General features: G+C 37.1%; 13 protein-coding genes. 11 read left to right on the top strand and 2 right to left on the bottom strand.

The window, feature by feature from the left end; translation table 11 throughout:
- Positions 1 to 59 precede the first annotated feature (59 nt).
- The gene (locus tag M1D60_RS21395; RefSeq protein WP_456276828.1) at positions 60 to 1,328 is read right to left on the bottom strand and encodes an ammonium transporter; all 1,269 of its coding nucleotides are present in this window, start codon (positions 1,326 to 1,328) and stop codon (positions 60 to 62) included.
- A gap of 517 nt (positions 1,329 to 1,845) precedes the next feature.
- Between M1D60_RS21395 and M1D60_RS21390 the strand changes: the two genes are divergently transcribed.
- From M1D60_RS21390 to qoxD, 5 genes are all read left to right on the top strand, one after another.
- Positions 1,846 to 2,076, top strand: coding sequence for an excisionase family DNA-binding protein (locus tag M1D60_RS21390; protein WP_456276827.1), 231 nt, complete (start codon positions 1,846 to 1,848; stop codon positions 2,074 to 2,076).
- Between the two features lie 799 nt (positions 2,077 to 2,875).
- Positions 2,876 to 3,850 (top strand): cytochrome aa3 quinol oxidase subunit II, encoded by a 975-nt coding sequence (gene qoxA / locus M1D60_RS21385; protein WP_456279513.1) that lies wholly within the window; start codon positions 2,876 to 2,878, stop codon positions 3,848 to 3,850.
- Positions 3,840 to 5,816, top strand: a complete 1,977-nt coding sequence (qoxB, locus tag M1D60_RS21380) for a cytochrome aa3 quinol oxidase subunit I (protein ID WP_456276826.1) — start codon at positions 3,840 to 3,842, stop codon at positions 5,814 to 5,816. The genes qoxA and qoxB overlap by 11 nt, the downstream gene beginning before the upstream one ends.
- Positions 5,806 to 6,411, top strand: coding sequence for a cytochrome aa3 quinol oxidase subunit III (qoxC, locus tag M1D60_RS21375; protein WP_456276825.1), 606 nt, complete (start codon positions 5,806 to 5,808; stop codon positions 6,409 to 6,411). Before qoxB ends, qoxC begins: the two co-directional genes overlap by 11 nt.
- Positions 6,412 to 6,720 (top strand): cytochrome aa3 quinol oxidase subunit IV, encoded by a 309-nt coding sequence (gene qoxD / locus M1D60_RS21370; RefSeq protein ID WP_456276824.1) that lies wholly within the window; start codon positions 6,412 to 6,414, stop codon positions 6,718 to 6,720.
- A 50-nt stretch (positions 6,721 to 6,770) separates the two neighbouring features.
- Here the strand turns inward: qoxD and M1D60_RS21365 are convergent, their stop codons facing one another.
- Complete coding sequence (locus M1D60_RS21365) at positions 6,771 to 7,013, bottom strand: hypothetical protein (protein WP_456276823.1); 243 nt, start codon at positions 7,011 to 7,013, stop codon at positions 6,771 to 6,773.
- Positions 7,014 to 7,261: 248 nt separating this feature from the next.
- Between M1D60_RS21365 and M1D60_RS21360 the strand changes: the two genes are divergently transcribed.
- The 6 genes from M1D60_RS21360 (at position 7,262) to M1D60_RS21335 (ending at position 16,261) form a co-directional block, all read left to right on the top strand.
- A complete protein-coding gene (locus M1D60_RS21360) occupies positions 7,262 to 8,266 on the top strand; it encodes a BMP family ABC transporter substrate-binding protein (protein ID WP_456276822.1) in 1,005 nt (334 codons plus the stop codon).
- 18 nt (positions 8,267 to 8,284) lie between these two features.
- A complete protein-coding gene (locus tag M1D60_RS21355) occupies positions 8,285 to 10,096 on the top strand; it encodes a sensor histidine kinase (protein WP_456276821.1) in 1,812 nt (603 codons plus the stop codon).
- Between the two features lie 78 nt (positions 10,097 to 10,174).
- Positions 10,175 to 11,071 (top strand): carbohydrate kinase family protein, encoded by an 897-nt coding sequence (locus M1D60_RS21350; RefSeq protein ID WP_456276820.1) that lies wholly within the window; start codon positions 10,175 to 10,177, stop codon positions 11,069 to 11,071.
- 275 nt (positions 11,072 to 11,346) lie between these two features.
- The gene (locus tag M1D60_RS21345) at positions 11,347 to 12,531 is read left to right on the top strand and encodes an MFS transporter (RefSeq protein WP_456276819.1); all 1,185 of its coding nucleotides are present in this window, start codon (positions 11,347 to 11,349) and stop codon (positions 12,529 to 12,531) included.
- A 174-nt stretch (positions 12,532 to 12,705) separates the two neighbouring features.
- Positions 12,706 to 14,448: an ABC transporter ATP-binding protein gene (locus M1D60_RS21340; RefSeq protein ID WP_456276818.1), complete on the top strand. Its 1,743-nt coding sequence runs from the start codon at positions 12,706 to 12,708 to the stop codon at positions 14,446 to 14,448.
- A complete protein-coding gene (locus M1D60_RS21335) occupies positions 14,429 to 16,261 on the top strand; it encodes an ABC transporter ATP-binding protein (RefSeq protein WP_456276817.1) in 1,833 nt (610 codons plus the stop codon). Before M1D60_RS21340 ends, M1D60_RS21335 begins: the two co-directional genes overlap by 20 nt.
- The last annotated feature ends 21 nt before the right edge of the window (positions 16,262 to 16,282 follow it).

The following is a 16,282-nucleotide window of genomic DNA, read 5'->3' as shown; positions in this document are numbered from 1 at the left end:
GGTCACTTCCTCTAAATAAAGAAACACAAAAGGGTGTCTTTTGTGTTTCTTCCTATTGCTTATGAACTTATTTTTTCACCTTTAGAATCTAAGAACACTTCTGGATAACCGTAGCTTCCATGTTCACTAACATCTAATCCCATGATTTCCTCTTCTTCTGTTACGCGAAGACCCTTTAGTACAGCCTTACAAATTAACAGTAGGACGAAGGAAACGATAAATGCATAAGCTCCTGCTGAAACAACTCCCATTAATTGTACGCCTAGCTGAGTAAAACCGCCATTATAGAATAGGCCAGGTTGACCAACAGTTGCTAGCTCTGGTGTAGCGAAGAATCCAGTCGATAATGTTCCCCAAATCCCTGCAGCACCGTGAACAGATAGAGCGAAAATTGGATCATCAATTTTTCTCTTTTCAAAGAATCTTGCACTATAGAATACTAATACTCCAGCGATAAATCCAATTAGCACTGCTGCCCATGTGTCGACGAAAGCACAAGATGCTGTAATGGCTACTAGACCTGCTAACGCACCATTTAGAATCGTAGGAACATCTGACTTACCTAATACTAACCAAGAGATTAATAATGCAGCGACTGCTCCAGCACCAGCTGCAAGATTTGTGTTAAGGGCAACAAATCCGAAGAATGCACCATCAACTGAAACTGTACTACCTGCATTGAAACCAAACCATCCGATCCAAAGGATTAAAACCCCTAATGCAGTATATACTTGGTTATGACCAAAAATGTTATTAGCTGAGCCGTCTTTATTGTATTTCCCGATACGTGGCTTTAAAAGAATAGTTGCAGCTAATGCTGCCATGGCACCGGTTAAGTGAACAACCGTTGACCCAGCGAAGTCTTGCTTTCCGTGCTCGGCTAACCAACCGCCACCCCAAATCCAATGGGCAACTACTGGATAAACAAGTGCTGAGAAAAGGATTGTGAATAAAATATAGACAGATAATTTGGCACGCTCTGCGAAACCGCCTAGAGCAATCGTAATCGCAATTCCTGCAAAGGCTAATTGGAATAAGAAGAAGACTGCACCAGATAATGATGCTCCTTCTGCGTCATAACCTGAGTAGAAGAAATCAGACATTCCAACTAAGAAGTTTGCATTTCCGCCAAAGATAAATCCATATCCAACTGCCCAGAATACTAATGATGCCAATCCGTAAGTGAAAATCGTCTTACCGGCAATATGACCTGCATTCTTCATTCGAGTAGAACCTGCTTCTAATAGAATAAATCCACCTAACATAAAAATAACTAAGATTGCACTGAGCATGACCCAAACACTATTGAGTAAGAAAGTAGTATCCAAATCTTTTTCCCCCTTATGGTTTTATTGTTAGTTCATATTACGCTATATGTTAGAAAAACTAACATGATTACTTGATATCTATAATTTATGTCATCACACTTGAAAAGTCAATGAAAAATCTGAAAATTTTATATATTATGTTAGATTTTATTACATGAAAGGGTTTTCTTCGTTATTTTGGGTTGTTTTATTGAAGAATTCTTATATAAAGCTTTATTAAGAGATGCGAAGGTGTGATAGCAAACTAATTTTAAGGCTCTTTTCTAAATCTTTGTTGCTTTCGTGACATTAATTTTGGCTGTACAACCAGTATTATAAGTAAATTGAGTAGAGATTAGAAAAGAGTGACTCTCTTTCTGTAAAGCAAGATCTTAATACTAAGGTAAAAATCCGGCTTTTGGGATTTTTATAAAAACAACAATCTATACGAAAACAGCCTATTTTAATAATTAGTTTGCAAAAATCTCACCCTATCTTTCATAATTAAAGCTGACTATATTAGGAAAAGAGTGAAACCATGTATTTATCTGTAAAAGAAACAGCCGATTATTTATCACTTCAAGAAAATGAGATTTTAAATTTAATCCACCAAAAGCAAATAAGATGCATCCACGATGGTGAGCAATACTTAATAAATAAGGATCAATTCGATACACACTTAAAGCAAGTTGAGAAATACAAAAAGGTAGTGGAAGAGTTAATGAATGAACCCATTCCTGAAGATATTGATATAAAGGATGAGGATTAAGCTTGATGTTCGGGGTGTCTGTTACTTCATGGACTAAAATAGATCCGGAATCAGGCACTTTTTTTAAAAAATGGTTATATTAAAGCGAGTTTATAATAACTGTAATCTGAAAGGACAAGATGAACTATAACTTTTGGAGTTTTTGAGATAAATAAAACATTTCTTAGTTTGAAAAGGATTGATCTTAACGGTACTTGTTGGTGAAATCCATTTTATCAACGAAAAGAAGTTGTTTATCAACGAAATTATAGATATATCAACTAATTCTCAATGCTTAACTAACACTTTTTCTGTTTTATCAACGAAACTGTAAATTTTATCAACGATAATCCTTTTATTTCCATTCCAAACTCACCACACCCAGGAATCCCTCAGTCCATCAATCTTCACATATAAGTAAATCCTCTTATAATCCATTTTAAAAATAGCAAGTTCCATTCAATGCCAATCCCAACATTAAATGTGCTTATCCTATAATGTGTTATTTGTTTCCTTCTTATTTTTGTCACATTCTGTTCCTAATTCTGTCACAGCCTTTCTTTGGTGGCTGTGATACAATTCATTTACAAGGGAGCTGCATGTATGATGCGAGAAAAGAATTCGATTACAACGTCCCTTGAAATTAAAAGCAAAAGGGTTCGTTTGTGACAAGTTTGTGAAGTTCTGAGCAAACTTTGGTTCAAATGTGACACTTATGTGAAAAGGTGCACAAACTTAATACTAGCTTTACAATTATAAATTCCCTCTATTTTAAGGAGATGAGAGCGTGAAACGAAAAGGTTTTCTTTCGATTTTACTAATGGTTACAGTAGCGCTTTTGCTAAGTGGGTGTGAGACAAATTTAGTTGTTTTAGAGCCACAAGGTCCAGTTGCAAGAAGCATTGCTGAACTAATAAATTGGTCAATTATGTGGATGCTTCTTGTTGTGGTTGTTGTATTCGGTTTATTTGGTTACATCGTTTGGAAGTACAGAGAAAGACCAGAGAATATGGACTATGAGCCACCAGAAGAGCATGGTAGTACGGTGCTTGAAATTGTCTGGACAGCAATTCCTATTTTAATTGTAATTGCTCTTACGATTCCAACGGTTAAAACCCTATACGCACTTGAGGAAGTGCCTAAAGGATTTGAGAATCATGAGCCGCTTGTTATACATGTTACTTCAGCAGATTGGAAATGGATCTTTAGTTATCCTGAGCATGATATTGAGACTATTAACTATGTGAATATCCCTGAAGATCGACCAATTGATTTCCGACTAACTTCTGCAGGGACGATGCAGTCATTCTGGGTGCCAGCTCTTGGTGGACAAAAATACACCATGAATAAGATGGAAACTCAAATGTATCTAGTTGCTGATAATCCAGGGTCTTATTTTGGGAGAAACACGAACTTTAATGGTCGTGGTTATACAGGAATGGAATTTGAAGTACTTGCTCAAACACATCAAGAATTTGATGAGTGGGTGAATGAGGTTAAGGATACTGCACCTAAATTAACAGAAGACGAATATGAAGAACTTCTTAAACCAACACATTTAGGTAGATTAACCTTCTCTAATACTCATCTTGAGTGGGTAAACCATGCGGACGTCAACTCAAAATCTTATACGAACCCAGAGTTGTATGAATACCATGGCTACCAAGGTAGAACGTTTGAAGAGGAAGACAATTATAAGAATGACTCAGAGGCTGATGAGCATGATCATCACCACGATGAGCATGAAAATCATGACGAACACGAGGAACACGGAGGTGACCACAGTGGGCATTAGATGGGATGAAATGTTAATTACAGGTGATCCGTTAATACTTGGAGCACAAATATCTATTGCACTATCAATGATTGGAATTCTTTTTGGAGTCACCTATTTAAAGAAGTGGGGTTACCTTTGGAGAGAATGGTTAACCACTGTTGATCATAAGCGAATTGGGATTATGTATATCATAGCTGCGGTATTAATGTTTTTCCGTGGTGGTATAGATGGATTATTAATGAAGGCTCAAACTTCAAGACCTGAGATGGAGCTACTATCTTCTCAGCATTATAATGAAATTTTCACAACTCATGGTGTCATCATGATTCTATTCATGGCAATGCCATTCCTTATTGGTTTAATGAACGTGGTCATTCCACTTCAAATTGGGGCGAGAGATGTAGCGTTCCCTCAGTTAAATGCACTTAGCTTTTGGTTATTTATGAGTGGTGCGATGTTATTTAATATCTCTTTCGTTATTGGTGGATCTCCTGATGCTGGTTGGACGTCTTACTTTCCACTAGCAGGTAAGGAATTTAGTCCAAGTATTGCGAACAACTATTATGCAATTGCCCTTCAGATTGCCGGAATCGGTACCTTGATGACAGGGATTAACTTTATCGTCACGATATTAAAAATGCGCACTAAAGGTTTGACATTAATGAGAATGCCGATGTTTACGTGGACGACTTTAGTTACGTCTGTCATCATCGTTGCGGCTTTCCCAATCTTCACAGTTGCACTTGCTTTAATGACATTTGACCGACTATATGGAACACATTTCTTTACAGTATCTGCTGGAGGAAGTGACATGCTTTGGGCTAACCTCTTCTGGTTATGGGGACACCCTGAAGTATATATTGTAGCTTTACCTGCATTCGGTATTTTCTCAGAAGTTATTGCTACATTTGCTCGAAAGACATTATATGGTTATAAATCGATGGTGTATGCAATTGTAGGAATAGCATTCCTAAGTATGATTGTTTGGGTTCACCATTTCTATACAATGGGATCTGGACCTTTAGTCAATTCATTCTTCTCAATCACAACCATGTTAATTGCAGTACCAACCGGGGTAAAGATGTTCAACTGGTTATTTACAATGAGGAAAGGGCGAATTAAATTTAGTACTGCCATGCTATGGTCACTGGCGTTCGTACCATGCTTTACGATTGGTGGAGTTACAGGGGTAATGCTTGCGATGGGTGCTGCAGACTATCAGTACCATAACACGTTGTTCCTAGTTGCACACTTCCACTACGTATTAATTCCAGGTGTTGTGTTCGCCGTATTTGCAGGACTTTACTACTGGTGGCCAAAAATGTTCGGTCATATGCTGAACGAAAAGCTTGGAAAGTGGCATTTCTGGTTATTTGTAATCGGCTTTAAAGTAACGTTTATGCCGATGTTCTTCCTTGGATTAGACGGAGCTGTACGTCGGGCTCACACGTATTCTGAAGAATCAGGATTTGCTAGCTTATTCTTATTATCTGCTATTGGTTCTGTCGTTTTAGCGATCGGATTCGCAGTATTCTGTTACAACATCTACTGGAGTATTCGTTATGCAGATCGTAATATTTCTAGTGATCCTTGGGATGCTAGAACACTTGAATGGGCAACGGCTACACCAGTACAATATTATAACTTTGCAAAGCTACCAGAAGTAAAAGGTATTGATGCTTTCTGGTATATGAAAAAGAATAATGAAGGATTAACGATAAAAGAAAGTGAACTAGAAGAGATTCATATGCCAAGTAACTCAGGACTACCAATAATCATGGCAGGAATCTTTACTGTCGCTGGTTTCTTCCTAGTATTTGAAGCGCACATTGCAGCGCTAGTGTTTGGTATTGGAATCATTGCCTGCTTAATCGTCCGCTCATTTGATTATAACGATGGATATCATATTCATGTTGATGAGATTAGTGAACGTGAGCGTGCTTGGAGAAATGTAGAGGGTGAGGTGCATAATCATGTCAGCTAGTTTAAATACGTCACTGCCATTAGAGTATCAATCAGAGCAAAGTCGTATGAATATATTGGGATTCTGGATCTTCCTAGGTGCTGAGATTGTATTATTTGCTACCTTGTTTGCAGTATACGGGGTGTTAGGTCAGAATTATGCAGGTGGACCAACTCACCAAGATATCATCTTGATAAAAGAAGTAATGATCCAGACAGTTTTACTATTAACTAGTAGCTTTACATGCGGTGTAGCCATTTGGCAAATGCGCCGCAATAATTTAAAAGGCTTAATTACTTGGTTAGTTATTACGCTATTGTTAGGTTTAGGGTTCCTGATCATGGAGATTAATGAGTTTATTCATTATGTTCATTTAGGAGCAACCATGCAGACGAGTGCATTCCTATCAAGCTTCTTTGTTCTGTTAGGTACGCATGGATTGCACGTCGCAATGGGGATTGGTTGGGCTGTTTTGATTATTATGCAATTACTAAAAAGAGGGTTAACACCTGTTACGGCTCGTAAAGTATTTATTATTGGTCTATACTGGCACTTTCTTGATGTCGTTTGGATCTTTATCTTCACATTCGTTTATCTAAAAGGGATGGTGTTATAGATGCAAGCAAATAAGAATCCAGATAGCTTCCCTTTAAGTCATGTCTTTGGATTTGTGATGTCATTGGTGCTTACCTTCGTTGCAGCATGGATTGCACTAAAAACATCATTATCATTTACCGTTGTTATGTGGATTATTGGAACACTAGCTGTCGTTCAAGCGGGTTTACAGCTATTCATGTTCATGCACGTGAATGAAGGAGAAGATAATAAAACTCAAATTATTAATATTGCATATGGAGTGTTTTGTGCCGTGGTTATTGTAGTAGGATCGATTTGGGTTCTTACATCGGGGCACGCAGCTCACTAATAATAAAAACTCCGGCCATTTGGTCGGAGTTTTTGTCTTTTCATATTTAATTAATGATTAATTTTTGAGATTGAGTTTTGGTGAGTTACATCCTGTAAGAGCATTAAGAAAAGGCCGAATCCAAAAAGCAGCATAGAGGTAACCATTACACTAAGGCCAATAAACAAGGTGTAGTTATCTTGGTTGGGACCGTTTACAACTAACCCTGTTAAAAATACAAGAAAGCCCACTAATAGCCCAATAGCTGTCATTTTTCTACCAAACGTTAATGTCTTCATTTGCTTTTCGTTCATTTATATCATCCCCTTACTTCTATTTTAATTTTGTTCACAAATTTGTCAAACTTTTTCGTTCACAAATTTGCCATTTTTTCTATTTTTTTAAGTTATCTTTTGCTTGGGTTATCCGGATAAGGACTAATGACCTATAACTGGTGGGGATTTTGTCGATTCATCGTGGTTTTTGTAGATTTTTCTATATCAATGATGGACATAGTTTCATATAATGAGAGTACAAGCTTACAAGGTTAGGGGCCGAATGTATGCAACAATTCAAACAAGCTCGTTTCATTTTATATATTACTATTTTCGTTGTAGGTGTTTTGTTATTCGCTATTTCTACTGAAGTGATAGGAATATTAAAGGGACAGAAGGATGCGGATGTATCTGTTAAGGAAAAGGTAACCATTTTAACTGCTGATCATCTTAATGACCAAAGTTGGGGAAGTCTTGCATATAAAGGAATGTTAAAAATAGAGGAACGCTTTCCAGTTGACGTCTTCTTATTTAGTGAAGTTAAAACGGATGAGGCGATTAAAGAAACTGTGGAAACTGCGATTGAATCGGAATCTAAACTAATTATAGGACATGGACGAGAATTTTCAGAAATGTTTTCGACCTTAGCCTCTCAGTATAAGGATGTCAGATTCATTACCGTCCACGGTCATTCAACACAATCAAATCAAACTGTATATACGTTTGATCAAGGTGTCATAGAGCATTTTGCAGGATTAACAGCAGCCTTAAAAACAACAAGTAAGCAGGTTGCAGTTATAGACTCAAAGCCACAGGAAGAGGATTTAATAGAATTTTCAAGTGCATTAATGTATTACCTACCTGAAGCAACATTCCATTACCGTGCTGTAGGAACTAGAGATGATGGAGAAAAAGCCACGCAATTAATGAAGGAATTATTAACATTGGGAGTGGATGTTATTTATTCAAGAGGCAATGCCTATAATCAAAATGTCATTGATTTAGCAAAGGAAAAAGGGGTTTATGTAATAGGTTATTTGGATGATCAATCATATATGGGACATGATGTAGTCCTGACCAGTGTGTTAAATGATGTTCCTCAAGTGTATGTATCAATCATGGAAGATTATTTTAGTGAGGAAGGAATTCCCTCGGGTAAAGTGCTTTTAACAAAAGAGGATGGTGTGTATAAATTAGCACCCTTTGGCCCAATGTTTTCTAAAAAGGAAATTGCTTATATCGAATCTGAGATACAGAAGTTTGAAAAAGGAGAATTACAATTTGGTAAGTAAAGTGGTGTGTGAAGGCTTATGAAAAATCTGTTAAATAGGATGTCATTCCGCAGTAAAATACTAACCATCCTTCTACTTATTACTATGCTTCTTACCAGTTATTCGTTTTTCCTAGTGCAATCTATTGAAGAGATTAACGGGGTAAGTAAAGCCATAGAAGAAACCTCCATCCCAGAAATGGTTTGGCTTTCACATTGGGAGGAAGAGCTTCATTTCAAGAAGTATATTATTAACCACGATTTAAAAGGTGAATTTTGTTGTGATTTTATAGAAGAGTATAATACGTATTCAACAAGCTATCATAATCAAATAAAGCATCATGGTGATTTACCAGAAACATTAGAGCAGTTAAATCGTGAAATAGAACTCCTAGACTTTATTATTTTAAATAATGTCCAAGGCTTAGTTTACTTCGGAGATCAAGAAGCAGCCAAAAAGTATATTACTGAAGTATATTTACCAAGACTTGTGGAGTTACAGGAAAAGGTTTCTGGTTATAAGAGAGAAAGCTTAACGACTTTAAACCATCACTCTAATCAGTTCAACATGATTATAAAGGAATCTCTATGGCTACTACTGTCGCTAGTAGCAATCGCCATTATTTTATCTGTTCTTTTCTCTTATCGAATGAGTGCAAGCTTAACGAAACCAATTGAGAATATGATTCGAAAGGTCGATTTAATTGCGGGTGGTAAGTACGGTTTAACGATTGAAAAAGCAAACCAAGTAGAACTTCAATCATTAACGACAGCCATTAATAAAATGTCCATTCGTTTAGAAGATTCGTTTAAGCTAATTACTTTAGATAAAAATTATCGGGAACAGATTTTGAATTCACTGCCGGTTGGAATTATCACCATTGATAATCGTACATCTGATATTTCGCTTAACAGTTCGGCTGATAAGTTATTAAAGCTGAAGGAGAGAAACTTACATGATTTAGAGAAAGTCGTTTCTGAAATTGGTAACCAGGAATTTTGGAAACTACTCGTTAAAAGAGAAAATGTCCGAAATATAAAGCTGGCATTTACTACTGCAGATGGAGATGTAAAACAGCTCTTAATCTCACAATCTGAATTAGTAGATCAGTTTGGGATGGTAATTGGAAGTATCTTTTACTTTGTGGATATAACTGAAACAGAAAAACTCGAGAATAGAATGCATCAAACTGAAAAACTAGCGGTAGTTGGTGAGATTGCAGCTGGAGCAGCTCATGAAATTAGAAATCCATTAACTGTCATTCATGGATTTATTACACTTATGAATCAATCCTTATCAAAAAGTGATCAGGGACAATTTCAACTAGAACTACTTTTAAAAGAAATAGAGAGAATCAATTTAATAATTGAAGAAATGCTTCTATTATCCAAACCAGGAGCTCCTATAAAGAAGGAAAGCTACCTCAAGGATATTGTGGAGGAAATTAAACCATTAATAACACAAACCATCTGTCCAGAAGAAATCGAGCTCTCCGTTAAACTGGAAAGGGTTCCGCTATATGTTGATTCTATTCAGATTAAACAAGTTTTTCATAATCTAATTCGAAATAGTCTAGAAGCAATTGGTGAAAAAGGCATGATTTCGATTTATTCAGAAGTGGAGGGATCCATTTACAGGGTATATATTAAGGATACAGGTCCTGGAATACCGATGGAATTCCAACATTCTATTTTTGAGCCATTTTCGAGTACTAAAGAAAAAGGAACCGGCCTAGGTTTAACAATTGTTCATCGAATTTTAGAAAATCATGATGGAGCCATTATATTAAAATCAAGCTCAGAAGAAGGGACCGTGTTTGTGATTGAGTTCCCAATTGTTGAGACTGTATAAAAGAAAGTATGTAGTTTATAAATTACATACTTTTTTCTTTAAGATGAGGAAAAGTACAAATGAAACGGATGTGAACTTTTGAAAAAGGATGGGGTCATATCGTTTGGAGAGGTTATGGTGGATTTAATATCTGTAGATAGGCAGAATTTAAATTACCAACCATATCTTGGTGGGGCTACTATTAATGTTGCTGTTGGTGTTAGTAAACAAGGGATTCCATCCTACTACCTTTGTAAAATAGGAGTAGATGAAACGAGTCAGTTTGCAAAAGAGGAATTAGTAAAGCAGAAAGTCGATCTCACTTACAGTAGTCAATCTTTAAATAAGAAATTATGTAAGGTGACGATTCAGTTAGATGAAAATGGAGAAAGAGTTTTTCATTCATATCTGAATGAAACTCCTGATGAATGGTTGATGGCTGAAGAGCTAAATCAGAATGTCTTTAATCATGCCAAATTGTTTTATTTTGGTTCGGGTACATTGTTTCACCATCTAGCTAAATCAACAACTATTAAAGCTTTGGAGATGGCCAGGCAGTCTAATTTAATGATAGCGTTTGATGCTAATATCCGGATAAAGCGTTGGGGATCGGAAGAAGAGTGTAGAACAACCATCATGTCCTTCTTTAAAAAAGCTGACATTGTGAAAATGAGTGAGGAGGAGCTTTTGTTCTTAACCAACTCTTCTTACTTAGAAGAGGCACTTCAGAGAGTGGAGGATTTGAATATTCCTTACCTCTTGATCACCTTGGGAGCAAAGGGGGCAATGGCCGTTTGGGAAGGTTCAAGGATTACAGTTCCAGGGGTTAAGGTAAATGTGGTAGATACAACTGGGGCTGGCGATGCCTTTATGGCGGCAATCTTGTATTGCTTTCATAAGCAAGGGTATCCTAATAGTGTGGTAACACTCACCGAGTATTTACAGTATGCAAATCAAATGGGAGCACAAGCTACGACAAGATTAGGTGGTCTCTAATTCATGGGCCGCATGAAATTCGCCAACTATATGTTGGCTTTTTTAGATTGTGTAAATAATCTACTACTCCACAATAGAATAAATGTCCTAATGAATGCAGAAACTCCTCAGAAACAACCTATTACCCAAAATATCTATTATAACTGTATTCAAAAACCTAAAAGGCTTAGCAAAAACTAATGAAAGAAAGAGCACCAGGACCTATAAATTTGTGGTATTATTTAGTAAGACGAAATATTAATTAAGTAACGGGTTTAGTAGAGGAGGAGCTATAAATGAAGGAAGCATTATGGAGTAAGTCCTTTATTTTGTTAATGGTTGGAAATTTATTTATATTTATGTCATTTCAGATGCTGATTCCAACTCTGCCTCCATATATAAAATCACTAGGGGCAACTGGTTTAGAGATAGGACTAGTGACAAGCCTGTTTTCTATTGGAGCCATTTTAAGCCGCCCTTTTATAGGATATATGCTTGAGTACAGGAGCAGAAAACCACTAGTATTAATTGGGGCTGTCGCGTTATTGGCAGTCACTTTTACATATCCTATTTCACAAATAGTCATTCTCTTTTTAGCATTTCGATTTATTCATGGATTGGCTTGGGGATGGTCAACAACTGTTAACGGAACTGCTGCAGTCGATGTTGTACCTAATTCAAGATTAGGTGAAGGAATGGGCTATTTCGGCCTTTCGGTAACACTTGGGATGATCATTGCACCAAGTCTTGGAATTTATCTGTATCAAGTCACGACATTTTCAAATCTCATCATCTTCTCGGGAATCCTAGGAGTTATTGCGATTATTTTATTTGCACTCGTTAATTACATCACACCCGAAGTAGTACAGAAGACAAATAAAAAAGATTTAAAGTTTTCATATATTGGTTCACTAGTCGAAAGAGCCGGTTGGTATCCAGCATTTATTACGATGATGGCAACCTTTGGATATGGGTCGATCGCTACCTTTATCGTCATTTTCGGTGAAGAGCGAGGAATAGAACACATCTTTTTATTTTATTTAAGTAATGCAATTATGGCTTCCTTAGCAAGACCCATTGCTGGAAAATGGTTTGATGAGAAAGGACCTAAAGGACTAATTTTACTTTGTTCATGCATTACGTTTATTGGAATGTGGGTTTTATCATTTGCTCACTCTGATTTATTTATTATCATCGCAGGTGCGTTGTTTGGGATTGGATTTGGTTCATTACTCCCTACTCTACAATCATGGACACTATCAAAAACCCCAATGAACAGAAGAGGCGTAGCAAATGGGATGTTCTATTCATCCATAGATCTTGGAATTGGATTAGGTGGATTAGTATTCGGGATTCTTGCCCAATTTCTTGAAATCGGAACCTTGTTTCAAATCTCTAGCTTCTTTCTTCTTATTGCAGTTGTATTGACCATAATAGAGGGGCGCAAAAACAGAGTTGGGGAGCATCAAGCTGCATCTTAAAGAAGGTCTCCAATAGGAGACTTCTTTTTTCTAAGTAGTGTAGTAAAAATAAGAATGTTCTGTAATTTAATTGAAAATATAAACAAAAAGAGTATTATAATACTAGATAAGTAGATTCAGTTCGAGATATTAGTTTAACTAAAGATTTGTTACAGCATGTTTGGAGGCATAGTGATGTTGAAAGTATTATCGTTTCTAAAACCATATCGTGTTCAAGTAACCATTGCACTCATCTTAATGTTAACTGAGTTAGTTGTAGAATTACTTCATCCATTACTGATGGCAAAGATCATTGACGATGGCATTTTGCAAGAAGATATGGGAGTCGTAATGATGTGGGGAGGCGTAATGGTCGGAATGTCTTTGCTAGCATTTTTAGCAGGGATCACGAATTCCTTTTATGCAGCCCATGTTAGTCAAAGCTATGGATTTGACATAAGGAAAAGTCTGTTTGAAAAGACCCAAATGTTTTCGTTTGCTAATTTTAACAAATTCCCAACGTCATCGCTTATTACAAGGATGACGAACGACGTCACCCAGCTTCAAAACACTATTTTTATGGGTCTGCGAATCATGCTAAGAGCTCCCCTCTTAATTATTGGTGGAGTGATAATGGCACTAGTTGTGAACGTCAAGCTCGCACTATTTTTAGTGGTAACTGTCCCTGTTCTATTTTTCTTCCTAATTTGGGTGATGAATAAGGGAGGTGCCTTTTTCAGTTTAGTACAAGGGCGATTGGATGCGGTAAATAGTGTAATGCGTGAAAACTTAATTGGGATGAGACTCATTAAAGCTTTTATGAGAAGAACTCATGAAGTAAAACGATTTACAAAAGCTAACGAAGCTCTTCGTGAAAAGACCGTTTCAGCCTTACGTCTTATGGAAACGACGATGCCTCTTCTATTATTGCTGATGAATGCAAGTATTATAGCAGTTCTCTGGGTAGGTAGTGTAGATGTCAATAATGGTAATGCACAGGTCGGAGAGGTGGTTGCGATTGTCAACTATTCAATGAGAATTACATCTGCTTTATCTGTCTTTTCATGGATTGTCATGGCGTTCTCTAGAGCAAGAGCTTCGGCGGATCGGATCGTGGACGTATTAGATACAGAAATTGATCTAAATGATGCAAAAGAGACGAATGAATCCGTAAAAGTAGCCGCAGGTGAAATTGAATTCAAGAATGTATTTTTCAAATATCCAGGAACAGAAGCCACTGTGTTAGAGGATTTATCGTTTAAAGTAAAATCAGGTGAAACAGTAGCCATTTTAGGTGCAACTGGATCAGGGAAGACTTCCCTTTTCCAACTTATTCCAAGACTGTATGATGTGACCTCAGGGCAAGTCTTAATTGATGGGCAGGATGTAGCTTCCATGAAGATGGAAACAGTCCGCAAAAAAATTGGGTATGTCCCGCAGGAAGCTTTGCTTTTCACCGGTTCAGTCAAAGAGAATATTGAGTGGGGAAAAGATCATCCAACGATGGAAGAAGTTATAAAGGCAGCGGAGGACGCTCAAATTCATCAGACGATTGAAAAGCTTCCTAAACAATATGAAACAAAGCTAGGGCAAAAAGGGGTCAATTTATCAGGTGGACAGAAGCAACGACTTTCGATTGCTAGAGCACTTATTAGAAAGCCGAAAATCCTCTTATTAGATGATAGTACCAGTGCCTTGGATCTTAAAACAGAAGCAAAACTCTTAAAGGCAATTAGAGGGTATACATGTACGACCTTAATTATCACCCAAAAGATTAGCACAGCTATTGAAGCTGATAAAATTCTTCTTTTAGATGAAGGAACACTGTTGGCAGAAGGTAGCCATGAAGAGCTTTTAGAACATTCATCATTATATCAAAAGATCTATTTCTCTCAGTACGGAGAGGAGGTAAAAGACCATGTTCGAGCAGCTGACTAAGCCATTCCGTTACAAGAAACTAAATATTCAACTAGACCCACAAAATGAACCTTCAAAAAAGAAACCTAAAGCTAAAAACTGGTCGGGGACAATTAAGCGAATATGGCATTATTTATCCGAACGGAAAGGTCTTTTGTCGCTTGTTTTACTCATGGTGTTTATTAGCTCCGGGTTAGGTTTATTAGGACCCTTTCTCATTGGGATGGCAATCGATGATTATATTGTCAATCAAGATCCTAATGGATTGGTTCAATTATTAATAGGCTTAGTTGTCATCTATATCTTTTATTCCATTTCCCTTTGGCTACAAAATGTTTGGATGATTGGTATTGCGCAACGGACCGTTGAAACGATGAGGAATCAGCTATTCCGCCATTTACACCGATTGCCTATCCCGTTTTTCGATAAGCGTCAGCACGGGGAACTGATGAGTAGAATTACCAATGATATTGAAAATGTTAGTACGACCTTGAATAGCTCAGTTATTCAAATATTCTCTAGTATTCTTACGTTAGTAGGGACCATATCGGTCATGCTTTGGTTGAGTCCTTTATTAACGTTTATTACACTAACTATCATACCAGCAATGTTTTGGGGAATTCGGTGGATTACAAGAAGAACTGGGAGTCTATTTAAAGAAACCCAAAAGAATCTGGGTGACCTTAATGGCTTTATTGAAGAGACAGTTTCAGGACAACGAATTGTAAAAACCTTTTCTCGGGAAGAAAAGGTAATCTCAGAGTTTATGGTGAAAAGTGAGCGACTGAAAGGATCTGCTTTTTGGGCACAAACCTTTACTGGCTTTATTCCAAAAGTCATGAATGTTCTAAATAACCTTAGTTTTGCGATCATTGCTGGGATTGGGGGAATTTTTGCCTTAAATGGTTGGATTACGATTGGAGCCATTGTGATCTTTGCTGAATACTCTAGACAATTTACAAGGCCATTAAATGATCTGGCCAACCAATTTAACACATTATTATCAGCAGTTGCAGGAGCTGAGCGTGTATTTGAAATTCTAGATCATGAAGAAGAAGAGAACGACGAAAAGAATGCAGGAGAGCTTACAGATGTAAGAGGACAGGTAGAATTTAAGGATGCTTCATTCTCCTACGAAAAAGGTGAGGATACGGTTAGTGGACTATCCTTCTATGTACAGCCAGGTCAATCAGTGGCGTTAGTAGGACCAACAGGTGCAGGAAAAACAACTGTCATAAACCTATTATCTAGGTTTTATGAGCTAGACCATGGAAGTATTCTAGTTGATGGAAAAGATATTTCTTCAATCAAACGTTCTAGTCTTCGTCAGCATATGGGGTTTGTATTACAGGATTCTTTTTTATTCGAAGGAACGGTTTTAGAAAACATCCGGTATGGTAGATTGGATGCAACTGATGAAGAAGTAATTGAGGCGGCAAAGCTTGCTAATGCCCATTCCTTTATTAAGAAGCTCCCTAATCAGTATCATATGTTTCTGAAGCAAGATGGAAGCGGAATTAGCCAAGGTCAACGACAGTTACTTTCTATCGCTAGAGCGATTCTTGCTGACCCGACTATTCTTATCTTAGATGAAGCAACTAGTAGTATTGATACTATTACAGAATTGAAAATCCAAGAGGCCTTACAAAGACTTATGAAGGGAAGAACAAGCTTTGTCATTGCCCATAGGCTTAATACCATTCAAAATGCGGATGTCATTCTAGTGTTAAAGGACGGAACGATCATCGAAAAAGGAACACATCAGGAGCTATTAGATGCAAATGGCTTCTACTATGAAATGTATCATAGTAAGGTAGAGGATGATGCAGTTTAAGTGTGAAAGGAAAAGGAGAGC

Source organism: Bacillus sp. AK128, assembly GCF_053903075.1.
Note: the sequence above shows the minus strand (reverse complement) of the source record. Positions and strands in the feature narration are given on the sequence as shown.